Raw genomic sequence first — 26,627 nt, forward strand, 5'->3', positions numbered from 1 at the left:
TCCGCTTGGCTGTAGCAGGGAGTTAAACGTGCAGGACTTTGTCGTCGATCCCGGTGCCCATAATCGGGCAGCCTGGGACAAGTATGTCCAGGAGGGCAACGAGTGGTCGAGGCCGGTGAGTGCTGAGGATGTCGAGCGCGCCCGCATGGGCGACTGGTCGATTGTTCTCATCGGGCGTGAGCCAGTCGACCGCTCCTGGCTGCCGACGGACCTGACCGGCAAGGACGTGTTGTGCCTGGCCTCCGGCGGTGGCCAGCAGGGTCCGATCCTCGCCGCCGCAGGGGCGCGGGTCACCGTGTTCGACAACTCGCCCCGCCAACTCGGCCAGGACCAGATGGTGGCGGCGCGCGACGGACTTGAGCTGCGCACCGTCCTGGGTGACATGCGCGACCTCAGCGCCTTGGGCGACGCAGCATTCGATGTTGTGTTCCACCCGGTCTCGAACCTATTTGTACCCGACTTGGCACCGGTGTGGCGTGAGTGCTTCCGCGTCCTGCGACCGGGCGGAACTCTGCTCGTGGGCTTCCTCAACCCTGATGTGTACTTGTTCGACCACGAGGCGCTCGACGAGCGCGGCGAGCTGGTCGTCGTGCACAAGCTGCCCTACAGCGATGTCACGCAGTACTCCGCCGAGGAACGCGCCACCAAGTTCGGCGCGGATGCCCCTCTTGAATATAGTCACACCCTCACCGACCAGATCGGCGGGCAACTCGCCGCGGGATTCGTCCTCACCGGCTTTGCAGAAGCACCGGACCAATCCAACGCATCCGCCCAATACATGTCGAACTATTTTGCGACGCTGGCGGTCAAGCCAGGCTGACCCAGCCGAGGCGCCGGCCGAGACGGCCGCGAACAACCAAATGCCATTCGAAGATTGGCCACTGGTTTATTCGATATGGCCAATCTCCGACTGGCCAAGTGGAGCGCTGTGCCAGCCGACCCCCACTAACTTCGCTGACCTCTGATGGGGCGACCCTTCGGCCGCGAAACACCGTGAGCGACTGGCGGTCCACGAGGAGCCGCGTACCCCGCCGTCCGGCCCTGCGCCCGCTCAGTGACGCCAGATGTTCTGCTCTCGCTGTCCTACTGCTCTGTGGAATCGTCACGTGGAGCGGCTCGGCCGCGGAGTGTGACGAGGGCCAGCAGTGCGGAGAACAGTGCGGCCGAGCCGCAGACGACGAAGCCGATCGAGTAGCCGTGTCCGAGGGCGTCCAGGGCGAGTGGGTGCAGGTCGGCCAGCTTCGGTGATGCCGCCGAGGCGCCGTTCACTGCGAGTGGGCCGCCCTCTTCCAGTACGGCCGTGCCTGCGCCTTTCAGCGCCCCGGGCAGAGCGGAGTCGTGCAGGGAGGCGGTGAAGCTGCTTGCCGCGCGGCTGAGGGCCACGGCGCCGATGACGGCCGGGCCGAGGGTGAAGCCGAAGTCTCGCAGGAGATTGGTGGTGGCGCTCGCCATGCCGGCCAGGTGCACTGGCACGGTGTTGACGGCCGTTGCCGTGATCGACGACACGGTGACCGCGAAGCCCAGGCCGACCAGGCCGAGCGGCAGGACCAGTGAGGTGAAGGCGCTGTCGGCGATCGGCAGCGTGGCCGCCCAGTAGTCGCCCGCCGCGATCAACAGCAGTCCCGCGCCCAGCAGCAGCCCCGGTGCCACAGTTCTCAGCAGCCGCTCCGTCAGCGGCAGCATCACCAGTGTGATGCCGTTGAGCAGGACGAATGCCAGGGCTGTCCGCATCGGGGCCTGGTCCTGTACCGGGCCGAGCCGGATGCTGACGGAGTAGGCGGTGCCGAGAAAGGCGAACATCCCCACCACGGCCACGACCGAGGCCACCGCGAAGGCGCGGTTGCGGAACAGGTCCAGGCGAAGGAGCGGGGACTTGGCGCGTTTCTCGGCCAGGACGAAGGCGGCGAGGGACACGGCCGCCAGGACGAAGGCGATGACGATCGAGGGAGAGGCCCAGCCGTCCGTCGGGCCCTGGATGATGGCGTAGAGCAGAGAGAACAAGCCGAGGCCGATGGTCAGTTGGCCTGCCACGTCGAGTGAACGCCCTTCGGGGGCGCTGGAGTTGACGACGAACAGGGCGCTGACGGCGGCACTCGCCGCGGCGATGGCGGTGACCACGACGAAGGACCATCGCCATGAGCCGTAGGTCGCGGTGACGCCTCCGAGCAGCGGGGCGAGGAATCCGCCGGTGGAGAGCAGGGCTGCCCACATCGCGATGACCCGGGCCCGCTGTGCGGGGGAGGTGGTGCCGGCGGCCAGGAGGGCCAGCGTGGTCGGGAACAGGGCGGCGGCGCCCAGGCCTGCCAGGGCCTGTCCGGCCCAGAGCTGGTGGACGCCGGGGGCGGTGGCGCTGACCAGCTCGCCCACGGCCAGCAGTGAAGCGCCGCCGACCAGCAGCCGCTTGCGGCCGAAGAGGTCGCCGAGCAGGCCGAAGGTCAGCTCCAGTACGGCGACCGGGAGCAGGAAGGCGTCGGAGATCCAGGTGAGCTGCGAGCCGACCGGGTGCAGGTCGGACTGGAACAGCCCGTTGAGGGTGGCCGGTATGGCCAGGCCGATCTGGGCGAGGCAGACGGCGAGGAGACCGGCGGCCAGGGTGCCGGTGGTCAGGCCGGGGCCGGTGGCGGTTCTGGCGGAGGATTCGGTCGTCATTGACACGGAGGGCTCCTGAGGCACGCGAGCTGGGGGTGGGGGTGGAGAGAGGACGCTTCGGGATCAGCGGGTACCGGTCAGACGATTCGGCCGGTAGTCGGTGAAGGCAGCGCCGTCGAGGCCCAGTTCGTCGGCGCTGTGCTGGAGTTCGGCGGTGGTGGCGGACTCGTCCCAGTGCCCGGTGTCCAGCCGGTGCTCCACGGCGTGCAGCCCGGCGACCACTTCGGCGGTGGTGAAGTTGCAGTGGCTCTGGCGGGCCACATAGGCCTGTCGCAGCAGCGCGGAGTCTCCGGCCTTGCGTACCCGCCCGGCGAAGGCCGATTCCTGCCCGACGGGCACCAACTGGTCGGCGGTGGTGTGGATGTCCAGCAGCGGCACGGCCAGGCCCTGTCCGGCGGTGGAGGTCCGCTTCAGATGAGCCACTGCGGCCGGGTCGGCCGTGACGTGCGCACCGCGGGTGAGACGGTTCAGGTCGGTCCGCAGGTCTAGCCCGGCGTCGCGGTACAGCGCGTCGACCTGCTTGGCGTGGGCGGACTTGCGCAGCAGCCCGGCGTAGTCGACGCCCTTGTTCCAGGACGTGTTGCCGCCGGCGGACTGCTCCACCGACCAGCGCGCCGGGACGATGAACCCGAGCAGGCCCTGAGCCAGCCATGCGTACTGCTGCTGCTCCTGGCCCGCGAAGTCGTCGCGCGCGGGCGGCTGCTGGCCCGGAGCCCAGTCGGCCAGGTTGAGGTAGGCGGCGGCCAGGGCGATCCGGGCGCGTCCCGCCGGGGTCTGCTGCGCCGTTTCCACCGCCTTCGTGAGCCGGTCGGCGAGGGCGCCGGCGTCGGTCTGGCTGTCCAGGTTCACCAGGGCGTCGGCGTCGGCAGGGTCGAAGAACGTGGCCAGGGTGTATTCGGCGTCCAACTGATAGTTGTCCAGATCGACGCCGCCCGCGACCAGGCCGCACAAGCCGAGCGCACCGTCGACGCGTCCCGCGCCGTCCCGGGCGATCTGGGCGTTGATGAGGCCGCCCATGGACTGGCCCACCGAGATGACCCGTGTCGGTGTGCCGAGCTGTCGGCGGAAGGCGGTGAGTGCGGCGAACTGATCGCGCTCGGCCGAATCGAGTGCCCACATCGAGCCGTTCGGGTCGTAGGAGGAGCCGACGAGGGCGTAGCCGGCGTCCAGCAGAGCCTGGCGCACCGCTGCCGACGGGGCGTCGGCAGCGGTGGTCGGTCCGAAGCCGTGGCTGAACAGCAGCAGGCTGCCGTTCCACTGCGCGGGCTTGTCCGCGATCCAGGTGGCGCCGTCGGACAGAGTGCCGGAGTAGTGGTCGGCGGTCGAGGCCTGGGCGCCGGTCGCCGGCCCGATCAGGGCGGTCGCGAGGGCGGTTGCGCAGGCGGCGGCGAGGGTCGAAAGACGGGGTCGGGGCATGGCGGCGGCTCCGCGAGTCGAGGGGGAGCTGGCTGGAAGAGCGCTGCGAATGTAGGGCTCTTTTTTCATCGCCGTCAATAGACTGACCAATAATGAGGCAGGCGGGTCCGCGTCTGGATGCGCGGGGCCCGGGTGCGGATCAGTCCAGCGTCAGGGTGTCGAGCAGTCGGGCGGCCGCGAGCGCGGCCGGGCGTTCCCAGCGGCTGGCCAAGCCGCGGAAGACTGTCTCCGCCTGAGCGGCGGGCCAGTCCGCCGGAAGGTGCTCGGCGGGCAGATGCGGGTCCCGTCGCACCAGGTCCAGCCAGTCGGTGTGCAGCAGGAGCTGGCCTGCGAGTTCGTCGCCGGAGACCGCTGCGGGAAGCGGGTCGGTGCGGTCCCAGCGCTCCAGGAACGCCCGGTACCGTGCACCGATGGCCGGCACGTCGAACGCCTGCTCCAGCACCTCACGGACGTCGGTCGGCGACTCCACCTCTGCCCGGAACACCCGCAGATACGGTTCCAGGCCGAGACCCGCCACCATCTCACGGACGTCGACGCGCCCGGGGGCTACCCACAGGCCGTTCTGCAGCGGGCCGAAGCCCGCCCAGATCAGGCGGGAGCGCAGATCGTGCCGTTCGCGGCTCCATGCCTCGGGCAGAGAGAAGCCCACCATCGTCCACCGGCCGTCCCAGTCCCGGTTCACCGCGCCGGTGCGCCAGATGCGGTCCCTGCCGTCCGTCAGCACTTGGACGGCGTGCGGCGTCAGCCCGAAGTAGGTCTTCCGGCCCTGGCGACGACGCTCCAGCAGACCGCGTTTGACCATCCGGTTCAAGGTGGTCCGCACCGCCTCCTCGGTACTGCCCAGCCTCCCGAGAGCAGCGATCACGCTCCCCGACGACACGGCGATGGGCCGCCCCAGCACGTGAACACCGAAGAAGGTCAGCATCAGGGACTGGGTGCGCGGCTCGGGACCGCTCTCGGCGGTCGGTGCGGCGGAGACATCGACACTGGTCACCGGCACAGCGTAGGCCCGGGGCGAAGATGCACTGCCTCCGCTCAGGAAATGTGTCATTTCTGTGACGGCAGTCGAGGAGTGGCCCGATGTGGAGTGCGGCCGGGCCGGAGCAGGAAGTCGGCGCAGGGCACAGTCCGCTGGCCGGCCGGCCCCGGCAGATGCATTCGCAAGAGACTGGAACCTGCTCCGGGGACGTGTCGACGTACAACGTCCACCCAAACACCGGGTCAGTGATGGACTGCGGGCTTTCGGGTCGACCAGGACCCGTCCGGTCGATCACGGCGGAGATGCGGAGTGTGGCCGTCGGGTCGGCCGTCGCGGAAATCCACGGCCCGCACTGGAGAGCCGATAAGGACGTTGCCGGCGAATGCGAAGGGCCATGTCCGCGTCGGTGAGAGCGCGTGAGACGACGAAACCCCGCCGGAATACTTCGGCCGGGCACGGGCACTCCCCTCGCTCGGCGGGGCCTCTCCCGAGCGGACGGCCGCCGCGGTTCGGCTCGCCGCCGCCGGGCTGGGGCCGGCACTCGTTCCCCGCACGTCCGTGAGCGACGACGTCGCCGTCACCTGGCGCGCGCCACGCCCCGAGGTCGGCTGCGACCTGGCGGCCTACACACGCGGACCTGCTGCGCCGCACGTCATGGCATTCGTACGTGCTCTCGGCGGCACGGAGCGGAGACGTTAGAGCGTGCCGTGCTCGGCGAGCACCTCGATGAAGGCCAGCGCCGCCGGTGACGGATCGGGGCGGGTGAAGGCCGCGAGTTCCCGCTGCACGGGCGGATCGGGACGACGCGCATGTCCCGCGAACCGCTGCGGGATCATGTTCCCGGGAACAAGCGCAGGCCCGAGCCCCGCGACGGCGAGTTCCACCGCCGTGTCGGTGTAGTGGATGCGGGCCGCCGCTTGAGGAGTGAACCCCGCAGTCGCGCATGCTCCGTCCACGACCAGGCTCAGCCCGACCTCCCGTGCGTAGAGCACCCAGGGCCGGTCGGAGAGTTCTACGTGCTGCACACCGGGATCCACTGGGAGTACCAGCCACAGGGCCTCGGTCTCGGCTCGGCCACGAGGTGCTGGCGGCGGCTGAGGGACTGGAACGAGGCCGGCGTCTGGCAGCGGCTGCACCCCCTTCCCAAGGCTCCCCCGATGCCGGTCGCCAGGTGCGGGCCTTCGGGCGGGGCGGTCGGCTTCCGTTAGCGGTCGCGGGGGTCCTCGTACGGCGCGAGCCACGGCATCCGGCGACAGGGCCGCAGCGGCCACCTCGGCCCGTTGGCGTGCAGGCCGAGCGGCACTCCGCTGGAGGCGGCGCCAGGTGGAAGGCGTGGACCAGGGGGCGCTCGGACGCTCTGTCGAGATGGGGCAGCGGTATCGGCGGCCGGCTCGAAGCCGGACGCCGATACCGCCGTCAGGTCAGGTCAGTCAGGCCGGTGACGTGCCGGCCCGGCCGAGATGCCGGAGGAAGAACCGGGCCGAGTTGTCGACCTCGAATCCAGGTACCTGGTTATGCCTGCCCGGGTAGGCGTGCAGCGCCTTCTCCTTCGAGGCGCAGGCGTCGAACAACGCGAGACCGGATCGGCGGTCGATTTCCTCGTCGTCCCACGGGAGCAGGAACTCGATCGGGATGGTGATCTGTCTGGCCGCCTCGGTCAGTGCCTCGTACACGAAGACCGCGCCGAAGGCCGCGGCGGTGATTCGGGGTTCGATCGCTGTCAGCAGCAGTCCGGTCGCGGTGCCCAACGTCATGCCGCCGTAGCCGACCGGCGCTTCGCTGCCGATCTCGGGCAGAGCCTGGAGGGCGTCCAGGGTTGCCCGCCATTCCGGCACGGCGCGCTCCGCCAGTGAGCTGTTGTAGTCGACGATGATCGGGCCGATCGGCTCTCCTGCCGCCCGGGCCCGCAGGAGAGCGGCGACCCACTGCGCGTCCCGCGCGTTTCGCGGCCGGTCGCCGTGTCCGGGTGCGTCGATGGCGGCGACGGAGAATCCGCAGGTGGTCACGTAGCGGTGCGCACGGGCCAGGATCCCTGGTGCCTTCTTGTGCAGGCCGCCGCTGTGACCCATCAGGACCAGGGGTGCACCATCGGAGCCGGATGCGGGTGACCAGAGAACGCCGGTGACCTCATCCAGGGTGAAGTTGCGCTCGACGACACCGTTCGACGATGTCTCCGCGGTGAAATGCATAGGTTGTTGCCTTTCGGGAGTGCCTTGTTGAGGCGCTCCCGGCGACACCTACGTCAATCGCCCGGCCGTGAAGAAGATGGGGAGCACCCAAGGGATACAGCGTTCATGGGTCTCACCTCCTCGCGCGATGTCACGGTGTCCCGGACGCTAGCAGCCCTGACATCGTCCCGGCCAACCCTTTTTCCTGCCGACCGACTGTGTGCTCCGTCGGGCGCGCCGGCCCGCGCCGGGACCCCGCTTTGCCATGTCCCGGGCAACCCCAACGGGTCAGCACCGATCGCGGACGCGGAGCCCGGCACGGAGCATGAGGGAGGCCCGTAGAGCGGGTTTCCGGACCGGCAGGAAGAGGACGAGCTCCATGAGCAGACGCACCCACGGTGGCCAGGCACGGACCGGCCGCAGCCGCGCGACCGCGGCCCTCCTGGCCACCCTGACCTGCGGCGCCGCGCTCGTCTCGTGCAGCACGAACAGCGGCGGCGACAGCGGCGCCGCCTCCGTCACCCCGCGCGCCACCCCGCCGGACACCTCGTCGTTCAGTGGTACACCGCCGTCCGCCCTGGCCTCGGCCGCCTCCTCGATCATCGGCTCCGCCCGGGCCTCGGCCTCGGCGGCGGCCTCCTCGCTGTCCGCCGCCGCCTCGGAGTTCGAGGCGTCCGTCTCGGCCGACACGGCCCGCGCGAGCGCGCAGGCACAGGCGGAGCTGAAGAAGGTGCAGGGCGCCGGGAACGCACGGTCCGACGTCGCCATGACCGGCCTGCCCAGGGCGAAGACGGGCGGTCTGCTCGCCGTGCTCGTCACCATCACCAACAACACCGATCGCACGGCCTCGTACGCCGTCCAGGTCGACTTCAAGAACGCCGACGGCAAGGTCGTCGAGACCAGGTTCGTGGGCGCGGAGAACCTCAAGCCGGGGCAGCGCGCCCAGCCCGTCGCCATCAGCAGACAGCCCACCCAGCCCCAGCTGACCCCGGTCCTGGCGAAGGCCCAGCGGTACTGACGGGCGCCCGACGGTCGAAAGCGACATCGGGCGATCCACCAGCACATTGACGGAGCGTCAGTCCTCCCGGACGAGATGCACCGCCGTGCTGGACCAGTCGCCCGCCGGCAGGTCGAGGTCGAGGCCGTACTCGCCGAGCACCGTGGAGTGGTGCACGGTGCCGGTGCGGGCGTCGCGGTAGCGGCCGCCGGGGGTCAGACCGCGCGGACGGACCGGCAGCCTCGGCGCGCCGTGGCGGGAGACGCGCCGGTAGGCGAGCAGCAAGGTCTCCGAGGCGTCCGCGGCGGTGTACTGCACCACGCAGACCGAGTTTTCGGCGGGCGGCGACAGCCGGTCCAGCCTGCCGTGCTGGACGAGATGGCGGACCTTCTTGTACGTGGCGACCAGGTCGGCTCCCTCCCGCAGTTCCTCCTCGGACCAGCGGGTGAGATCGCCCCCGATGCCGAGCGCCCCGGCCATCGCGACGTGGAAGCGGAAGCGCAGCGGGACCGTGCGTCCGGTGAGCTGGTTGGGTACGTCGGTCACCCAGGCGCCCATCGTGCGGGCGGGGTAGATCTGGCCGTAGCCCTGCTGGATCCCCATCCGGTCGGCGGCGTCGGTGTTGTCCGACGCCCACGCCTGGTCCGTGCGGGCCAGGATGCCCAGGTCGACCCGGCCGCCGCCACCGCTGCACGTCTCGATCCGCAGCGCCGGATGGTCCGCGCGCAGCCGGTCGAGGACACCGTAGAGATTGCGCACGTACGCGGGGCCGAGGCGGTCGGCACCGTCCTCCCGGTCGGGCCACCCGGCCTCGCTGAACGCGCGGTTCATGTCCCATTTGAGGAAGTCGATGCCGTGGTCGCCGACCAGCCGGGTCAGCCAGCCGTGGGCCCAGTCGGCGACCTCGCTGCGGGCGAAGTTGAGGACCAGCTGATTGCGCAGCTCGGAGCGGGGGCGGCCGGGGAAGTGCAGTACCCAGTCGGGGTGTTCGCGGTACAGGTCGCTGTCCGGGTTCACCATCTCGGGCTCCACCCAGAGGCCGAAGCGCATCCCGAGCCCGTGCACCGAGCGGACCAGCGGGGCCAGCCCGTCCGGGAAGCGGTCGGACGCAGGTGTCCAGTCGCCGAGGCCCGCGCGGTCGCTGCGGCGTGCCCCGAACCAGCCGTCGTCGACGACGTAGAGCTCCACCCCGAGCGCCGCCGCCCGCTCGGCCAGCGCCTTCTGCCCGACCTCGTCGACGTCGAAGCCGGTCGCCTCCCAGGAGTTGTAGAGCACCGGGGCGAACTCGTCGGCATGGGGCAGGACATGGGCCAGGACATACGCGTGCCAGGCGCGGCTGGCCGCGCCGAAGCCGCCGTCGGTGCACAGTGCCGCGAACGGGGGAGTGGCGCATTCCTCGCCCGGCGCGAGCGGCACGGTCGTGCCGTCCTGGCCGGGGCCGCCGGTGAATCCTGCCCGCCCGTCGGGGGTGCGCTGCACGGTGACGCGCCAACTCCCGCTCCACGCGAGGGCGGCGCTCCACACCCGTCCGTGGTCCTCGGTCGCCTCACCCGCGTCGAGCATCAGCCACGGGTTCGCGTGGTGGCTGGTGATCCCGCGACGGCTGGTCAGCACGGTTTCGCCGTACGGCAGTCGGTCGCGGCGCAGCTGGCTCTCGGCGGACCACTGGCCCGTGACATGGCTGAGCCGGTAGTCCCGCAGCGGCGGCAGGGTCCAGGCGGCGGAGTCGGCACGCAGCAGGGTGACGGGCTCGTCGCCGTCGTTGCGGACGACGGTCCAGCGTTCGATGACGTCCGTGTCCTCGCGCACCCGGTAGTGGAGCGCCACCCGCAACGGGTAGCGACGGTCGCGGAACGACAGGGTCAGCTCGCCCTCGTCGACCTGGTGGCCGGCCGGCTGCCACTCGAAGGCGCGGGAGCCGTCCGCGAACCGGACCTGCAGTGACGGCGGTCCGTAGCGCGTGCCGCCGTCGACGGGCAGCTCCTCCCCGACGGGCGGCCTGCCCTCGAAGCTGCTGGCCTCGGGCGCGGGCGGCACGGCGAGCTCCTCGGCCTCCGCCGGCGTCAGTCGTGGGCCCCACGCGACATGGCAGGGCGCTCCGGTCTCGTCGATCCGCAGCGCGTACGAGGTGCGCGGTGTGGACAGCAGCCAGACCCCGGTGTCCGGGGCGAAGGAGATCGGAGACATGGATCCTCGCGTTCAGGGGGTGCTCACGTACGAGACAAGGAAAAGCCAACCCTGACCTTGGATCACGTGTCAATGGCTGCTCGCATTCTGGAATTCACAGGTCACAGGTGCCTCATGGAGCATCCTCAAGAGAATCCTGTTTCTTTCATTGACAGCAGAAAATAAGGGCCTTAGGTTCCGGCCATGCGCTCGACCTCTCCCACCGAGGCGTTCCCGGCCCACACGCCGGCCGCTTCCCAGATCTTCACCACCGTGCTGTCCCACGGCCCGCTCACGCGGTCGGAGATAGCGGGGCGGACCCAGCTGTCGGCGGCGGCGGTCACCAAGGCGGTCCGGCCGCTGATCGAGGCCGGCTACCTCGTGGAGGACATCGCCGACGACGCACGGCAGCCCGTCCTCGGGCGGCCCGCCAACCCGGTGCGGGTCGACGGCGGGAGGGCCCTGTTCCTGGGGATCAAGGTGACGGGCGACGAGCTCATCGCCGTACTCACCGACCTGTGCTGCCGCATCCGGGTCGCCCGGCGCGTTCCGCTCACCTCCCGCGAACCCAAGGCGGTACTGACCTCCGTCGCGGGGCTCGTACAGGAACTGCTGACGGAGGCGGACGGCTTCGGGGTGCAGGTCCGGGGGCTCGGTATCGCCGTCTCGGGTGACGTGGACCGGGCGGCCGGGGTGGTGCGCTACTCGCCGTTCCTGGAGTGGCACGACGTCCCCCTCGCCGAACTGGCCGCGACCACGACCGGACTGCCGGTCACCCTCGACAACGACGTTCGGGCGCTGACGGTGGCCGAGCAGTGGTTCGGGGCCGGGGTGGGGCTGTCCGACTTCGCGCTGGTGACCGTCGGCGCGGGCATCGGCTGCGGTCTCGTGGTGCACGGACAGGTGGTGGCGGGAGCGCACGGCGTGGCCGGTGAGATCGGGCACGTGGCGATCGACCCGGCCGGTCCCCGCTGCCACTGCGGCAACCGGGGCTGCGTCGAGGCGATCGCCTCGGACCCCGCGATCGTCGGCCGGATCCGGGAGGTCACCGGCGCGAGTGTGGCCGATGCCACCGCGGCCCTGGCCCTGGCCCACGACGGCGACCCCGGCGCCCGGGAGGTGTACGCCCGGGCGGGAGCGGCGATCGGCCGGGGCATCGCGACCGTGGCCAACCTCCTCGGCCCCGAGCGCGTGATCATCTCCGGCGAAGGCCTGGCCGCCTACGACCTGTTCGCCGAGCAGATCCGTGACGCGTTCGCCGCGGCCGCGTTCGGCTCGGCCGCGCACTGCGACGTACAGACCCGGCCGCTGCCCTTCGAGGAGTGGGCGCGTGGCGCGGCGGCCACCGCCATCCAGTCCTTCACCACCTCGGACGCGCGCTGAGGAACACGACGCCCTGAGGGGCGAGCACGCGCCGACGAGCACACCACGCACCGACCAGCACGTACTGAAGCACAGCCATGCACTGAAGATCAGACATGTACGGACACGCGTGAGGAGCAACAATGACGCAGCAGAGCCGCAATCCCCTGGCTGCGCGTGACCCGGGCCGCCGCAGAGTCGTCGGCGGACTGTTCGGACTAGGCGCCGCCGCACTGGCCGCGCCCGTTCTGACCGCTTGCGGCGGGGGAGCGGGGGCCGACCCGAAGACGGTCACCTTCGGATCCAACGGCGCCGACGCCACCCCCAAGAAGGCCTACGCCTCCGTCACCGGGGCGTTCGCCAAGGACAGCGGACTGACGGTGAAGACGAACACCGTCGACCACGACACCTTCCAGAAGAGCATCTCCACTTATCTGCAGGGCACCCCCGACGACGTCTTCACCTGGTTCGCCGGCTACCGCATGCAGTACTTCGCCAAGAAGAAGCTCTGCAGCCCCCTCGACGACGTGTGGGACACGATAGGCGCCGACTTCAGCGACGCCACCAAGCAGCTCTCGCGCGGCGAGGACGGCAAGTACTACTTCGTGCCGCTGTACAACTACCCGTGGGCCGTCTTCTACCGCAAGAGCCTCTTCAAGGAGCGCGGCTACCAAGTCCCGCAGAAGTGGAGCGAGTTCATCGCGCTCACGAAGCAGATGAAGAAGGACGGGCTCTCGCCGATCGCCTCCGGATACGGCGGCGGTGACAGCTGGAGCATCCTCGGCGCCTTCGACTACGTGAACCTGCGGACCAACGGCTACGACTTCCACATGTCCCTGATGCGCGGCAAGGTCTCCTGGACCGACAAGCGCGCCCTCGCCGCCCTCGACCACTGGCGCGAACTCGCTCCCTACTACCAGCAGGGTGCCGCCGGCCGTTCCTGGCAGGACGCCGCCCAGTCGCTGCTCGACAAGAAGTCCGGGATGGCCGTCATCGGCCTCTTCCTCGGACAGCAGATCACCGACGAGAAGATACGCGCCGACATCGACTTCTTCCCCTTCCCCGAGATCGACGCCGCGCACGGTCAGGACGCCGTCGAGGCACCCACCGACGGCTTCATGCTCAGCCGCCGGCCCAAGAACGAGGCCGGTGCCAAGAAGTTCCTGGAGTTCCTCGGCGGCGCCCACGCCGAGGAGTTGTACATGGGCGTCGACCCGAGCAACCTCGCCGTCAACGAGAAGGCGAGCACCGGCTCGTACAACGCGCTCCAGAAGAAGTCCGCCGACCTCATCGCCTCCGCCAAGCACATCAGCCAGTTCGCGGACCGCGACAGCGACCCCGGCTTCATCTCCACCGTCGTACTCCCCGGCCTGACCGAGTGGCTCAGCCACCCCGACGACGGCTCGGGAACGCTGACGAAGATCGAGTCCCAGCGCTCGCGCTTCTTCACGGCCTGACCAGGACCGGAAAGGTCGCACGCACCGTGTCCTCCGCGCCCACCACGCCCCCCGCCTCGCGACGCGCCCGCCCCCGCCGGCTCGGCACCGGCGACCGGATCTTCCTCACCGTCATCATCGGCATCCCGCTGGCGGCCCTGCTCTTCTTCGTCTGGCTGCCCGCACTGGCCTCCCTGGGGCTGTCCTTCACCACCTGGGACGGCATCGACCTGGCCGACATCCACTGGATCGGCCTGGAAAACTACAAGGAGATCTTCACCAACTACCCGCCGTTCTGGCCCGCGGTGCGGCACAACGTGATCTGGCTGCTGTTCACGGCCCTGCTGCCGACCCCGTTCGGCATCTTCCTCGCCTACCAGCTCGACCGGAAGATCCGCTTCACGAGGATCTACCAGACCGCCATCTTCCTGCCGATGGTGCTCTCCCTGGCCGTCGTCGGCTTCATCTGGGAGATCATCTACAACCCCGACACCGGGCTACTCAACGGCATCCTGGGCGCCGCCGGATCCAGCCACCACATCGACTGGCTGGGCAACCCCGACCTCAACCTGTGGGCCGTCCTGGTCGCCTCCAGCTGGCGGCACACCGGATACATCATGATCCTCTACCTGGCCGGCCTGAAGGGCTTCGACCCGGCGCTCAAGGAGGCAGCCGCGCTCGATGGGGCCAACGGACGCCAGACCTTCCTGCGGGTGGTCTTCCCGGCCCTGAAACCGGTCAACGTCATCATCCTGGTCATCACGGTCATGGAGTCCCTGCGGTCCTTCGACGTCGTCTACGTCCTCGGCGGCGGCGTCGGAAGCAAGCCGGGCATGGAACTTCTGTCCCTCCTCATCACCGACAACATCATCGGCGAGTCCAGTCACATCGGTTACGGGTCCGCCCTCGCGGTCGTCCTGCTCGTGGTCTCCCTCGCCGCCATCGGGACCTTCCTCGTCCAGAACTTCCGCAAGGAGGACCAGTGACCACGACCGTGCCGCGCCCGGCCTCCCGACCGCGGACCCGGCGCGCGCAGCAGACGCCGAAGACCCCCTCCGGACCGCGGCGCCAGACGGGCCGCCATCTGATGCTGGGCGGCATCGCCCTGCTGTGGCTCGTCCCGCTGCTGTGGGCCATGTACACCTCGCTGCGGCCCTACTCGGACACAGCGAAGCACGGATATCTCTCCTGGCCCCACAGCATCGGCCTCGGCAACTTCAGCGACGCCTGGAGCCAGTCCGGGATGCCGCACTTCTTCTGGAACTCCGTCCTCATCACGGTGCCGTCCGTCCTGTGCACCCTGCTGTTCTCGGCCGCGGTCGCCTTCTTCGTCTCCCGCTTCGACTTCCGCTGGAACATCGTCCTGCTGATGCTGTTCACCGCGGGCAACCTGCTCCCGGCACAGGTCCTCATCACCCCCCTGTACCGCCTCTACCTCCTCATCCCGCTGCCGCAGTGGATGAGCGACTCCCTCCTCCTCTACAACTCGGCCTGGGGCATCATCGCGATCCACATCGCCTACCAGTCCGGGTTCTGCACCTTCGTCCTCAGCAACTACATGAAGACGATCCCGAAGGAGATCTCCGAGGCGGCGCTCGTGGACGGAGCCCCCGTCTGGCGCCAGTTCTTCCAGATCATCCTGCCGCTGTGCCGCCCCGCGTTCGCGGCCCTCGCGACCCTCGAATCGATCTGGATCTACAACGACTTCTTCTGGCCGCTCGCGCTGATCGAGAGCGGCGACAAGCGCCCGATCACCTCCGCCCTGGCCAACCTCCAGGGTGCCTACTTCACCAATCCCAACCTCATCGCGGCCGGTGCCCTGATGACCGCGATCCCCACACTCCTGGTGTACTTCGCGCTCCAGCGCCAGTTCATCAGCGGACTCACCATCGGCTCGGGCAAGGGCTGAGCCGCCCCAACCCTGAACCCACAGGAGGCACGACCCATGCGGTCACCCTCGTATTCCGTCCTGCCCGCACGCACCCTGAGAGCCGTGGTGGTGTTCGCCCTCACGGCAGGCCTCGCGACGACCGTCCCCGCGGCACAGGCCAAGACCCCCGTGCCACATGAGACCACTGCCACCCCCGTCGCCGCCAAGCCGTACATGGGCTGGTCGAGTTGGAGCATGCAGTCGTCGAAGTACCCGGGCCTCAACCCGGACGGCGACTACAGCTACCTCACCGAGGCGAACGTCCTCAAGCAGACGGACGCCCTCGCCGCCAAGCTGAAGAACTACGGCTACGACCATGTCAACATCGACGCCGGCTGGTGGATGGACAAGACCTGGAAGACGGGCTTCGACCAGTACGGTCGCCAGACGCCCGACCCGGTCCGCTTTCCTCACGGCATGAAGTCGGTCGCCGACCACATCCACTCCAAGGGCCTCAAGGCCGGCATCTACCTGCCCGTCGGCCTGGAGAAGGGGGCGTACGGCGACGGCAAGACGCCGATCTGGAACGCCCCCGGCTGCACCACCGCCGACGTCGCCTACCCGGACCTGCGCACCACCAACGGCTGGGACAACGCCTACAAGCTGAACTTCGACAACCCCTGCGCGCAGAAGTACATCGACTCGCAGGCACAGCAGTTCGCCGACTGGGGCTACGACTTCCTCAAGCTGGACGGCGTGGGGCCGGGCTCCTTCAAGTCCGGTGACAACTACAACAACGTCCCCGACGTCGCCGCCTGGCAGAAGGCCATCTCCGCCACCGGTCGCCCGATCCACCTCGAACTCTCCTGGTCGCTCGACATAGGCCACGCCGCCGACTGGAAGAAGTACTCCAACGGCTGGCGCATCGACACCGACGTCGAGTGCTACTGCAACACCCTCGTCACCTGGGAGAACTCGGTCAACGACCGGTGGGACGACGCCCCCGCGTGGAGCCGCAAGGCGGGCCCCGGCGGCTGGAACGACCTGGACGCCATCGACGTCGGCAACGGCGAGATGGACGGCCTCACCAAGGCCGAGCGGCAGAGCTACATGACCCTGTGGGCCATCAACAAGTCGCCGCTGTTCACCGGTGACGACCTCACCAAGCTGGACAGCTACGGGGTCTCCCTGCTGACCAACAAGGAAGTCATCGCCGTCGACCAGAACGACTCGCCCGTCGCGCGCCCGGTCACCACCGTCGGCGACCAGCAGGTCTGGGGCACCAGGAACGCCGACGGCAGCTACACCGTCGCCCTGTTCAACCTCGCCGACTCGCCGTCCTCCGTCACCGCCCAGTGGGCCTCCCTCGGATTCACCGGAAACGCCTCCGTGCGCGACCTGTGGAACAAGGCGAACCTCGGGACCTACAAGAACAAGATCACCGAGGCGCTGCCCGCCCACGGCTCGCGACTGTTCACCGTCACGCCCGGCGGCGGCACGCTGACCACCACGAGCTACGAGGCCGAGTCCGCCGCCAACACCCTGTCGGGCAACGCCTCGGTCGCCGGCTGCGACGCCTGCTCCGGCGGCAAGAAGGTCGGCAACCTGTACACCGGCGGAAAGCTGCGGTTCAACGACGTCACGGTGAAGAAGGACGGCATCTACACCGTCAAGGTCGCCTACGTCAGCGGCGACTCCCGCTCGGTGACCGTCCTGTCCAACAGCGGCAACGGCACCAGCGAGAAGTTCCCCTCCACGGGCGACTGGAGCACGGCCGAGACGGTCAGTGTCCAACTGGCGCTGAAGGCGGGCTCCAACACGATCACCTTCGACAGCGGCAGCGGATACGCCCCCGACATCGACAAGATCGTCGTTCCGCAGTCGGTCTGACTTCCGTAGTCGGTCCGAGTCCAGCGGCCGGACTGTTCCGCAGTCCGCCCGACCTGCTCCCCACGGGGCCCGGTGACACGACCCGGCCCCGTGGGGACCCGGCCCACGCCGACGGTCCGCAACCGTCGTTCCCGCACGAGCCGCTCCCGGATATGGAGTGCACAACCGTGGACGTTCAGCACACCGCAGCGCACGACAACACCCCCAGCCGCAGAGGCTTCCTCGCCCTCGCCCTCGCCGCCGCAGCCGGCGCGGCCACCGCACTGGGCGGTCTGCCCGCCTACACCGCCTCGGCCGCGCCCCTGCGCCCCACCGCATCGCCCATGCTGTCCGCGGCCGACGCCGCGAAGAACCAGCTGTGGTGGGGGGCTCCCGGCTCCGCCAAGTCGATGATCGAGCAGGGACTGCCGGTCGGCAACGGGCGCCTCGGTGCGCTCGCGAGCAACGACCCCGCCGGCGAACTCCTGATGGTCACCGACGCCACCCTGTGGACCGGAGGTCTCAACGACAAGCTGCAGAGCGACGGTCAGTTCCCGTACGGCCGCGGCGACTTCGGCTCCCTGACGATGCTGGCCGAACTCACCGTCGCCCTCCCCGACCACGACCTGGGCAACGTCAACAACTACCGTCGCTCCCTCGACCTGGCCCAGGGTCTGATCAGCACCTCGTACGACATCTCCGGCGTCACCTACCGGCGGCAGATCTTCGCCAGCCGCCCCGACGACGCCATCGTCCTGTACTTCTCCCAGCAGGGCGGCGGCTCCTACACCGGTACCGTCTCCCTCGCCGGTACCCACGGCGAGTCCACCACCGCCAACAGCGCAGGCCGCTACGCGTCGTTCGGCGCCTCCTTGGCCAACGGCCTGAAGTACGGCGCCGCCGTCACCGCGTACAGCGGCACGGGCAGGGTCCGCGTCGACGGTACGTCGATCGCGTTCAGCGGCTGCAAGGACCTCACCATCGTGGTCAGCGGTGGAACCAACTACGCACCCGATGCGGCGGCGAAGTTCCGCGATCCGTCCCTCGCCCCCGAGCGCCTCGCCAGGACCAAGGTCCTGAACGCGGCCGGCCACTCGGCGAGCACCCTGCTGCACACACATGTCGCCGACTTCCGGGCCGTGTTCGGGCAGTTGGACATCGACCTCGGTACGTCCTCCGCCGCGCAGCGCGAACTGGACACCTGGGAGCGGCTCCAGGCACGCCACCGTGACGACATCCCCGACCCGGAACTCGAGGCCGCCTACCTGCAGTTCGGCCGCTATCTCATGATCTCCGGATCACGGGGCAGCCTGCCGATGGGCCTCCAGGGCCCCTGGCTGGACGGCAACGACCCGGACTGGATGGCCGACTACCACACCGACATCAACATCCAGATGAACTACTGGATGGCCGACCGGGCGGGCCTGTCCGACTGCTTCGACGCCTTCGCCGACTACTGCCTCGCACAGCTGCCCGACTGGACGGACGTCACCCAGCGGCTGTTCAACGACTCCACCAACCGCTACCGCAACTCCAGCGGAAAGATCGCCGGCTGGACCGTGGCGATCTCCACCAACCCCTATGGCGGGGGTGGCTGGTGGTGGCACCCGGCCGGCAACGCCTGGATCTGCCAGAGCCTGTTCGAGCACTACGAGTACACGCAGGACCGCGCCTACCTCAAGAAGATCTACCCCCTCCTCAAGGGCGCCGTGCAGTTCTGGGAGGCCCGCCTCATCACCACGACCGTCACCGACGTGTCCGGGACCGAGCGCGAGGTCCTGATCGCCGACAGCGACTGGTCGCCCGAGCAGGGCCCGCTCGACGCCAAGGGCATCACGTACGCCCAGGAACTGGTGTGGAACCTCTTCGGCAACTACCGCACCGCGACCGAGGTGCTCGCCAAGGACACCGCCTACCGCAAGACCGTCGACGATCTGCGGGGGCGCCTGTACCTGCCCGTGGTCAGCCCCAAGACCGGCTGGCTGGAGGAGTGGATGTCGCCCGACAACCTCGGTGAGACCACCCACCGGCACCTCTCCCCGCTCATCGGCCTCTTCCCCGGCGACCGGATCCGTCCCGACGACTCCACCCCGAAGGACATCCTCGACGGCGCGACCGCCCTGCTCACCGCGCGCGGCATGAACAGCTTCGGCTGGGCCAACGCCTGGCGCAGCCTGTGCTGGGCGCGGCTGAAGAACGCGGAGAAGGCCTACCAACTGGTCGTCAACAACCTGAAGCCGTCGGTCGACGGCAGCAACGGCAGCGCGATGAACCTCTTCGACATCTACGAGGTCGAGACGGGCCGCGGCATCTTCCAGATAGAGGCGAACTTCGGCACCCCCGCGGCGATCGTCGAGATGCTGGTCTACTCGCGGCCCGGACACATCGAGCTGCTGCCCGCCCTGCCCGCCGCCTGGGCGGCATCCGGCTCGGTGTCCGGCGTGGGCGTCCGCGGCGGCTTCGTCGCCGACCTCAGCTGGAAGAACGGCAAGGTGACCCGGGCGACGCTGAGGAGCGTCGGTGGCCGCGAGACGACCGTCGTCGCGGGCGGCGCCTCGCGCAAGGTCAGCCTCAAGCCCGGTGAGTCCGTCACCCTGAGGGGAATCGGATGAGCGGCGCCCGGTTCCGCCGCCGCGCCCTGGGTGTCGTATCGGCGCTGCTCATCGCGGTCTGCGGGCCCCTGACCGCCTCGGCGGCGGCGCAGCCGGGGGCCTCGTCGGGCACGCCGGTGACACCCGCGGCCGCGTCGCGGGCGAAGCACTCCGTGGTCACCTGGGGCGCCAGCGCCGACCGGCAGGGCGCGGGACCCGCCGACCGCAGTTACCGACTGATCGTGCGCACCAGCGTCGGCGGTACGAACATGCGGATCCGGCTGTCCAACGCCTTCGGCGAGCACCCGGTGACCTTCGCGAGCGCGTACGCCGGGCTGCGGAAGCAGGGTGCGGAACTGGTCCACGGCTCCAACCGGCAGCTGTCGTTCGGCGGGGCCGCGTCCGTCACCGTCCAGGCCGGCGAGACCGTACTCAGCGATCCGCTGCCCGGAAAACTGGCCGCCCAGAGCGACCTGGTCATCAGCCTCTACGTGACCGGCGCCCAGGGACCGACGACCGGCCACGGCATGGCCATGCAGACCAACTACGCGACCGCGGGCGACCACGCGGCCGAAGAGAGCGCGGCCAACTGGACCGATCCGATGGGCTCCTGGTACTGGCTGGACGCGGTCGACGTGGAGACGTCCGCCGCGGTCGGCTCGGTGGTGACCCTCGGCGACTCCATCACCGACGGATGGGCCTCGACCACGGACGAGAACCGCCGCTGGCCCGACTATCTGTCCAGGCGGCTCCAGGCCGCGTCCGGGCTCACCGTGAAGGGAGTGGCGAACGAGGGGATCTCGGGCAACAAGGTGCTCGCGGACGGCGCCGGGCAGGCCGCCCTGAACAGACTCCAGCGTGACGTCCTCTCCCAGCCCGGGGTCCGCACGGTCTTCCTCTTCGAAGGCATCAACGACATCAAGGCCCATTCCGGCGTCACGGTGGACGACATGATCGCCGGCTATCGGCAGATCATCGACCGGGCCCACGCGGCGGGCAAATGTGTCGTCGGCGCGACCGTCATGCCGTTCAAGGGCTGGTCCGAGTACGACGCCGCATCCGAGGCCGTGCGGCAGGGCGTCAACGACTGGATCAGGAACAGCGGCGCGCTCGACGCCGTGACGGATTTCGACAGGATCACGCGCAATCCGTACGACCCGCAGCTGATCCTGCCGTTCTTCGACGGCGGCGATCACCTGCACCCCAACGACAAGGGGATGCAGGCGATGGCCGACGCGGTGGACCTCGGGAGCCTGACGTCCTGCTGACCTCAGGCTCCGCGCGGGGCGGTCAGGGGTACGAGACCACGGTGGACGGCACCGTCGAGGTGCCCGACGTGGGTGCGCCGGTCTCGTTGACGACGTGCTCGTACTGACCCTGGCCGCCCAGCGAGACGACCAGCAGGTCGTGGAACTTCACGCCCGGTGTGTTCGGCGCGGCGAAGCCGTTGTGCTGGACGATCGTCGGGTCGACGTTGTAGTAGCAGTAGCTGCCCAGGCCCCATCCCTCGTGCGTGGTCACGGAGTCGGCGACCTTGTAGGCCGCGTACCCCCTGACGTTTCCGTTCTGGATGGCAGCCTGGTTAGGCGCGTCGTACGCCTTCTCGTTCTGGAAGAAGATGGTGCGCCCGCGCTGGCCGTACCACTGGACGTCGTACTTGTTGAAGTGCTCGACGAACAGACCGGTGGCCAGGACGTCGTCGCCGTTGACGCGGATGCCGTAGTCGGCCCGGTTGGTCTCCCAGCCGACGCCGGTGCCGTGGTCGGCGCGCCAGACCCAGGTGTGGTCGATGATCGTGCCGCGGCTGTTGATCACCATGCTGGTGGTGGCCTTGCCGGCGCCGGCGCCGCCGATGCGGATGAAGACGTCCTGGACGGTGGTCGGGTTGGCGGAGTGGTTCGCGGAAGCCCCCGTGGGCCCCACCTCCAACAGCGTCGACGAGTTCACGGGACCGGCGTCGATGAGGAATCCCGCGAGCCGCACACCGTCGACGTCGGCCGTCCTGAGCGCGGTGACGCCGTTGTCCGGGATCAGGGTGGCGTAACCGAGTCCGAGGACCACGGTGCCCGCGCGGTTGACCTGGATCGGCTGGTCGAGGTGGTAGATCCCCGGAGTCAGCAGCAGGTGGAGGCCCTGAGTGAGCGCGGCGTTCAGGGTGGCGGCGGTGACACCGGGCTTGGCCACGTAGAACTGGGTGAGCGGCAGCGACGTGCCGCGTGGGGTGCCGCTGCCCCAGGTGATGCCGCGGGCGTTGGTGCGCCGCTCCGGCAGGAAGACGCGGTACTCGCTGCCGTTGAGGTACAGGAACGGCTTCTCCCTCGACACCGGTGTGGTGTCGAGGGTGGTGTAGGGCGGGTTCGGGAAGGACTGCGCGGGTGCGCCCTGGACACCGGAGAAGACCATGTTCCAGACGGCGTTGGCCCAGCCGCCCACCGAACTGTCGCGGGTGTACCACTGCTGCTGCGAGTACGGTCCGACCGAGCCGTCGATGCGGCTGTCGGCGATGTAGCCGCCGCTGGCCCAGCCGTAGCCGGTGGGGGCGAGGTTGAGACCGCCCTTGACGTGCATCCGCCGGAAGGGGGCGGCCTGGGCGACCGCCCACCGGTTGGTGCCGCTGACCGGGGTGAGGGCGAGATTCTCCGCCGAACGCCAGAAGTTCTGGGTGGCGTTGCCGTTGAACCAGCCCGCGTCGACGGTCACATCGCCGTTGATCGCCGTGTCGTCGGGGGACAGGCCGAGGCCCGCGATCGAGGTGTAGAAGCCGAGTTGGGCGTTGAGCCCGTTGTAGGTGCCCGGCTTGAACAGCAGCGCATAGCGGCCCGTGCCGAACTGGGCCGACTCCTGCTGTCGGAACACCTCGTCCAGCTTGGCCTGGATGCCGGAGGCCGAGGGGTCGAACACGATGACGTTCGGGCCGAGATCGCCGCCGCCGGGCAGGGCTCGCGGCTGCGCGGCGGGCGCCACGGGCGCGGCGGACGCCGGCGAGGACAGACCGAGCAGCGCGGGCGCGGCCGCGGTGGCGGCCATCGCTCCGAGGACGGATCGTCTGGCGGGAAGGGACCGGACGGAGTCCGGGGAATCCATGGGGAGGTGAGGCATGGGGGGCAACTCTCCTGGTTCAGAAAGTGAACGGTGGGAGGTGCGGGGAGCGCTCTCTTGCCGATGCATGCTTCATCCGCGTGAACACAGCGTCAAGAGTTGTCACACGAGTGCCGTGGATTGTTGCCCGATGAAACGCTAACAGAAGGATGTTTTGCGGCAGTTCGATTGTGTCTGGGCTCCGCCGGGGTTGCCGGGCCGAGGGCGATTGTGTTCAAGAGATGCGCTTACGAGGGCGGGGGTGTCCCTGGTTTCCCTCCTGACGCACCCGGGGAGCGGAGCGATGAACTCCGACGTGGCCTCGTGCCGACAAGAAACAGTGATGCGAGAGAGCGCTCTATGCCCTCGCGGCGCCGGGCCGATAGGCTGCGGAGATGAGCAGACGGGCCCCCACGCTTGAGGACGTCGCGCGGGAGGCCGGTGTGTCGCGCGCCACCGTCTCCCGCGTCGTCAACGGCGTCCAGAGCGTCGATCCCGCCCTTCAGGACGCGGTCCGTCAGGCCGTCGAACGCACCGGATACGCTCCCAACCGGGCCGCCAGGTCACTGGTGACACGGCGGACCGAGACGGTCGCGCTCATCGTCTCCGGCGCGGGCGACGTGTCGGGCGAGGAGCGGAACGCCTTCACTGCACGGGTGTTGGCGGACCCGTTCTTCGGCCGGGTCGTCACCGGCGTGGTGGACTACCTGCGTCCCCGGTCGGTGCATCCGCTGCTGATGTTCGCCGACTCCGCGCAGACGCGACAGCAGGCGCTGAACGATCTGCGGCAGGGCAGCGCGGACGGCGCGCTCGTCGTCTCCACCCACGCCGACGACCCACTGCCGGCGCTGCTCGCCGACGCGGGCCTGCCCGCGGTGCTCTTCGCCCGGCCGACGCGGCCGGTGCCGCTCAGCTATGTCGACCTGGCCCACCGGGACGGCGCCCGCATGGCCGCCCACCATCTGCTGGACCGGGGCTGCCGACGGATCGTCACCGTCACGGGGCCACTGGGCGTCTACGCCAGCCAGGACCGGCTCGCCGGGTTCCGCGACACGATGGCGCGCAGGGGCCATCCGTACGTTCCCGTCGCCGAGGGCGGTTTCACCCTCGACAGCGGCATGGCCGCGATGTCCGGACTGCTGGCCGAACACCCCGACGTGGACGGGGTGTTCGCGGCCAACGACCTGATGGCCCAGGGGGTGTGCCAGGTCCTGCGGGAGCGGGGCAGACGGGTGCCGGACGACGTCGCCGTCATCGGCTTCGACGACTCCAGCGCGGCGATGGCCTGCCGTCCGCCGCTGACCACCGTGCGCCAGCCCGTCGAGGAGATGGCCTCGGTGATGGCCCGACTCCTCGACGAGCACCTCCGGGGCGCGCGCACCGAGCCCACCTCGGTGATCTTCGATCCGGAACTCGTGGTGCGCGAGTCGGCGTAGGCGGCGCCCCGTGCCCTGCGCGACTCGGTGGTGGCGGTGACCGACACTGGACCGGTCAGCAGGATCGAGGGACCGGCAGCGCGGGCGAGCCGGCGACGGAGAGGCAGGCGCATGACCGACAGGATCACCGTGGGCGTGGACGGATCCCCCGAGAGCCGGGCCGCGCTGGCCTGGGCGGGCAGGGAAGCCGTCCGCCGCGGGACGCCCCTGCGCGTGGTGTACGCCTGGCAGTGGTCCCACCACGAACTGCTCGGCGGCGCAGACCGGGACGAGCAGGCGCGCTGGGCACGGGACATGGTCGAGGACGCGGCCCGCACCGTCACCGACCGGCACACGGACCTGCCGGTGACGACCGAGGTCCTGGACGGCGGTGCCGTCGACTCGCTGCTGGCCGAGGCCGCGGCGGCCGGGACGCTGGTCCTCGGATCCCGCGGACACGGCACGATCGTCGGCTTCCTGCTCGGTTCCGTCGGCCAGCAGGTGATCGCCGGGGCCCCGTGCCCGGTCGTCCTGGTGCGGGCCGGTGACCGCGCCGCGTCCGAAGCGAGCGGCCGGGAGATCGTCGTGGGCCAGCAGGGAGGTCCGGACGACAGCGCGGCCGGCCTTCGGTTCGCGTTCGAGACCGCGGCGGTGCGCGGTGCCGGGGTACGCGCCGTACGGGCGTGGAGCCTGCCGCCGGTGTTCGCCTACAGCCCCGGCTCGCTGAAGCTGCTGGACGAGGCCGGGGGCCTGGAACCGTACGAGAAGAAGGCGCTCGCCGAGGCGCTCCAGCCGTGGCGGGAGCGTTTCCCCGACGTGCCCGTCACACAGCACGTCGAGATGGGCAGCGCCGGGCAGGTACTGCTCTCACTGGCCGAACGGGCCCAGCTGATGGTCGTCGGTCGCCGCGCACACCACTCGGCGGTGGGGGCCCGGATCGGTTCGGTGGCCCACGCGGTGATGCACCACGCGCCCTGCCCGGTGGCGGTGGTTCCGCACTCCTGAGGCGGGGGTGAAGGGGTGGGCGGGCTGAGGGAGTCGGCGGAGCCGTTCGTCGTGTCCGGTCCGGCCGGTGCGGCGGTCCGGACCCGGCTCAAGCACCTGGCGCCCGGGGACGAGAAGGTGCCGCGGCTGGGCGGTGCGCATCTGGGCGCGCTGGCCTCCCGTGATCTCAGGGCACGCTGCCGAGGCGGCCTGGAACACTCCACGGACACGTGGGCGGCCCGCAAGCGCTAGCTGATGCCTCTCTCCTCCCGGGGCGCCTTTTTGGAGCCCTTCTGCCCGAGGGGCAGGGACAGTCGCGGCCGGGGGAGTGCGGCCCGAGGTCGGCTGGGTGCGCGTGGAACAGAAGAGTTGAGCGGCGCCCAGGCGTCTTTCACCCAGGAACGCCTGGGCCCGGAAGTCCCCGCGCCGGCCTCACTCCCGGGATCGGGACGGCCGGTGCGGAGTCCTCACTATGTGTTGTCGGCCCTCGACATGCGCAGGGCGAGGTTCTGGAGCAGGTCGGCCGTCTTGACGTCGGTGCGTCCGGAGTCGTGGAGGTCGGCGAGTTCGGAGAAGAGGAACGCGAACGCGCCCACGAGAGAGATGGTGGCGGGGAGGTAAGCGTCCGCGACGGCCTGCCCGGCTTCCGCGGGACCGGCGTCCCCAGGCACCTCCACCCTGGGGAACACCTCCGTGACGAGTGCGCCCAGTTGGGTCTCGGTCGACTCGACCTCGGCGTTCTCGTCCTGGGCGATCCTGCGCACCATCGCGTTGGTCTCGGTGAGCACGCCGATGGCGCGCAGGATGATCTCCGTCTGTTCCATGCCGTGAGCCTAGACGGGCGAAGCCCCGCTGTGGCCTCGATGTCCAGGCCGGGATGGTAGACAGTGGTCATGAACCACTTCTCCCGCCCCCGCCCGGCCCGCACACGATGACCGCAGGCATCGACACCCCTGACCGCCGGGGCCGTACCGGACTCGACCGCGTCGGCCGCGATCTGACCGGCAACCCGCGGGTCAAGGTCCGCGAAGTGACCCTCCTGTCCAGCCACTGGTACGTGGAGCGCACCACCACCTTCGACTTCCAGCACGCCGACGGCACCTGGAGCACCCAGGAACGCGAGACACACGACCGCGGCAACGGAGCCACCCTCCTGCTGTACGACGCCGAGCGCGAAACCGTGCTGCTGACCAGGCAGTTCCGCTACCCCGTGTACACCAACGGCCACCCCGACGGCATGCTGGTCGAGACCCCGGGCGGCCTGCTCGACGAGGACGACGAGCATCCCGAGGTCGCCGTACGGCGCGAGGTCATCGAGGAGACCGGGCACACCGTCGGCGAGGTCCAGCACGTCTTCGACGTCTACATGAGCCCGGGCTCGGTCACCGAGCGGGTCAGCTTCTTCGCCGCCACCTACGGCCCGTCCACCCGCACCCACGAGGGCGGCGGCCTCGACGAGGAGGGCGAGGACATCGAGATCGTCGAACTGTCCTTCCGTACCGCACTGGCCATGATCCGCTCCGGGGAGATCGCCGACGCCAAGACGATCATGCTGTTGCAGTGGGCGGCTCTCGAAGGACCGTTCAAGGCCTTGCGTTGAAGTGCTCTTCAAGTTCCAGACTCCTCTTCGGGCCCGGACGGTCGGGC

General features: G+C 69.8%; 20 protein-coding genes and 2 pseudogenes. 14 read left to right on the top strand and 8 right to left on the bottom strand.

The window, feature by feature from the left end; translation table 11 throughout:
- Window positions 1–28: 28 nt before the first annotated feature.
- Window positions 29–820, top strand: a complete 792-nt coding sequence (locus tag ABZ656_RS07075; RefSeq protein WP_360265360.1) for a class I SAM-dependent methyltransferase — start codon at window positions 29–31, stop codon at window positions 818–820.
- 263 nt (window positions 821–1,083) lie between these two features.
- Here the strand turns inward: ABZ656_RS07075 and ABZ656_RS07080 are convergent, their stop codons facing one another.
- The 4 genes from ABZ656_RS07080 to ABZ656_RS07095 form a co-directional block, all read right to left on the bottom strand.
- A complete protein-coding gene (locus tag ABZ656_RS07080) occupies window positions 1,084–2,649 on the bottom strand; it encodes an MFS transporter (protein WP_360265362.1) in 1,566 nt (521 codons plus the stop codon).
- 63 nt (window positions 2,650–2,712) lie between these two features.
- Window positions 2,713–4,065 (bottom strand): alpha/beta hydrolase, encoded by a 1,353-nt coding sequence (locus ABZ656_RS07085; protein ID WP_360265365.1) that lies wholly within the window; start codon window positions 4,063–4,065, stop codon window positions 2,713–2,715.
- 139 nt (window positions 4,066–4,204) lie between these two features.
- Window positions 4,205–5,065, bottom strand: coding sequence for a PaaX family transcriptional regulator C-terminal domain-containing protein (locus ABZ656_RS07090; RefSeq protein ID WP_360265368.1), 861 nt, complete (start codon window positions 5,063–5,065; stop codon window positions 4,205–4,207).
- Window positions 5,066–5,739: 674 nt separating this feature from the next.
- A complete protein-coding gene (locus tag ABZ656_RS07095) occupies window positions 5,740–6,081 on the bottom strand; it encodes a LysR family transcriptional regulator substrate-binding protein (RefSeq protein WP_360265370.1) in 342 nt (113 codons plus the stop codon).
- Between ABZ656_RS07095 and ABZ656_RS07100 the strand changes: the two are divergent.
- A pseudogene (locus ABZ656_RS07100) lies at window positions 6,058–6,186 on the top strand (transposase); the annotation flags it as partial. The gene ABZ656_RS07095 and the pseudogene ABZ656_RS07100 overlap by 24 nt on opposite strands.
- Before the next feature lie 288 nt (window positions 6,187–6,474).
- Here ABZ656_RS07100 and ABZ656_RS07105 read toward each other — a convergent pair.
- The gene (locus tag ABZ656_RS07105) at window positions 6,475–7,233 is read right to left on the bottom strand and encodes an alpha/beta hydrolase (protein WP_360265373.1); all 759 of its coding nucleotides are present in this window, start codon (window positions 7,231–7,233) and stop codon (window positions 6,475–6,477) included.
- 358 nt (window positions 7,234–7,591) lie between these two features.
- Between ABZ656_RS07105 and ABZ656_RS07110 the strand changes: the two genes are divergently transcribed.
- Window positions 7,592–8,230 (top strand): FxLYD domain-containing protein, encoded by a 639-nt coding sequence (locus ABZ656_RS07110; protein ID WP_101407010.1) that lies wholly within the window; start codon window positions 7,592–7,594, stop codon window positions 8,228–8,230.
- A gap of 57 nt (window positions 8,231–8,287) precedes the next feature.
- Here the strand turns inward: ABZ656_RS07110 and ABZ656_RS07115 are convergent, their stop codons facing one another.
- Entirely contained in the window at window positions 8,288–10,396 is a 2,109-nt protein-coding gene (locus tag ABZ656_RS07115) for an alpha-galactosidase (RefSeq protein ID WP_360265376.1), read from the bottom strand.
- A gap of 183 nt (window positions 10,397–10,579) precedes the next feature.
- Between ABZ656_RS07115 and ABZ656_RS07120 the strand changes: the two genes are divergently transcribed.
- From ABZ656_RS07120 to ABZ656_RS07150, 7 genes are all read left to right on the top strand, one after another.
- Window positions 10,580–11,758 (top strand): ROK family transcriptional regulator, encoded by a 1,179-nt coding sequence (locus ABZ656_RS07120; RefSeq protein ID WP_101407008.1) that lies wholly within the window; start codon window positions 10,580–10,582, stop codon window positions 11,756–11,758.
- Between the two features lie 122 nt (window positions 11,759–11,880).
- Window positions 11,881–13,194, top strand: a complete 1,314-nt coding sequence (locus tag ABZ656_RS07125) for an ABC transporter substrate-binding protein (RefSeq protein ID WP_101407007.1) — start codon at window positions 11,881–11,883, stop codon at window positions 13,192–13,194.
- Between the two features lie 26 nt (window positions 13,195–13,220).
- Complete coding sequence (locus ABZ656_RS07130; RefSeq protein ID WP_360265381.1) at window positions 13,221–14,159, top strand: sugar ABC transporter permease; 939 nt, start codon at window positions 13,221–13,223, stop codon at window positions 14,157–14,159.
- A 98-nt stretch (window positions 14,160–14,257) separates the two neighbouring features.
- Window positions 14,258–15,082: a carbohydrate ABC transporter permease gene (locus ABZ656_RS07135; protein WP_229889281.1), complete on the top strand. Its 825-nt coding sequence runs from the start codon at window positions 14,258–14,260 to the stop codon at window positions 15,080–15,082.
- A 36-nt stretch (window positions 15,083–15,118) separates the two neighbouring features.
- Window positions 15,119–16,933, top strand: coding sequence for a carbohydrate-binding protein (locus ABZ656_RS07140; RefSeq protein ID WP_360265384.1), 1,815 nt, complete (start codon window positions 15,119–15,121; stop codon window positions 16,931–16,933).
- Between the two features lie 167 nt (window positions 16,934–17,100).
- Entirely contained in the window at window positions 17,101–19,524 is a 2,424-nt protein-coding gene (locus ABZ656_RS07145) for a glycoside hydrolase N-terminal domain-containing protein (RefSeq protein WP_360265387.1), read from the top strand.
- Complete coding sequence (locus ABZ656_RS07150) at window positions 19,521–20,771, top strand: SGNH/GDSL hydrolase family protein (RefSeq protein ID WP_360265390.1); 1,251 nt, start codon at window positions 19,521–19,523, stop codon at window positions 20,769–20,771. The genes ABZ656_RS07145 and ABZ656_RS07150 overlap by 4 nt, the downstream gene beginning before the upstream one ends.
- 22 nt (window positions 20,772–20,793) lie before the next feature.
- On the opposite strand, the gene ABZ656_RS07155 is transcribed toward ABZ656_RS07150, so the two are convergent.
- Window positions 20,794–22,602, bottom strand: coding sequence for a coagulation factor 5/8 type domain-containing protein (locus tag ABZ656_RS07155; protein WP_101407002.1), 1,809 nt, complete (start codon window positions 22,600–22,602; stop codon window positions 20,794–20,796).
- Between the two features lie 374 nt (window positions 22,603–22,976).
- On the opposite strand from ABZ656_RS07155, the gene ABZ656_RS07160 reads away from it, so the two are divergent.
- The 3 genes and pseudogenes from ABZ656_RS07160 to ABZ656_RS07170 all read left to right on the top strand — a co-directional run.
- Window positions 22,977–24,017 (top strand): LacI family DNA-binding transcriptional regulator, encoded by a 1,041-nt coding sequence (locus tag ABZ656_RS07160; RefSeq protein WP_360265394.1) that lies wholly within the window; start codon window positions 22,977–22,979, stop codon window positions 24,015–24,017.
- Between the two features lie 111 nt (window positions 24,018–24,128).
- Window positions 24,129–25,001: a universal stress protein gene (locus ABZ656_RS07165; RefSeq protein WP_360265397.1), complete on the top strand. Its 873-nt coding sequence runs from the start codon at window positions 24,129–24,131 to the stop codon at window positions 24,999–25,001.
- A gap of 15 nt (window positions 25,002–25,016) precedes the next feature.
- A pseudogene (locus ABZ656_RS07170) lies at window positions 25,017–25,229 on the top strand (hypothetical protein); the annotation flags it as partial.
- Between the two features lie 221 nt (window positions 25,230–25,450).
- On the opposite strand, the gene ABZ656_RS07175 reads toward ABZ656_RS07170, so the two are convergent.
- Complete coding sequence (locus ABZ656_RS07175; RefSeq protein WP_101406999.1) at window positions 25,451–25,804, bottom strand: hypothetical protein; 354 nt, start codon at window positions 25,802–25,804, stop codon at window positions 25,451–25,453.
- 107 nt (window positions 25,805–25,911) lie between these two features.
- Here ABZ656_RS07175 and ABZ656_RS07180 point away from each other — a divergent pair, with 107 nt between their 5' ends.
- On the top strand, window positions 25,912–26,580 hold the full coding sequence (locus tag ABZ656_RS07180) for an NUDIX domain-containing protein (RefSeq protein ID WP_101406998.1): 669 nt from the start codon (window positions 25,912–25,914) through the stop codon (window positions 26,578–26,580).
- Window positions 26,581–26,627 lie beyond the last annotated feature (47 nt).

Origin of the sequence: Streptomyces sp. NPDC007095, assembly GCF_040634475.1 — a bacterium.
Classification (GTDB): Bacteria; Actinomycetota; Actinomycetes; order Streptomycetales; family Streptomycetaceae; genus Streptomyces.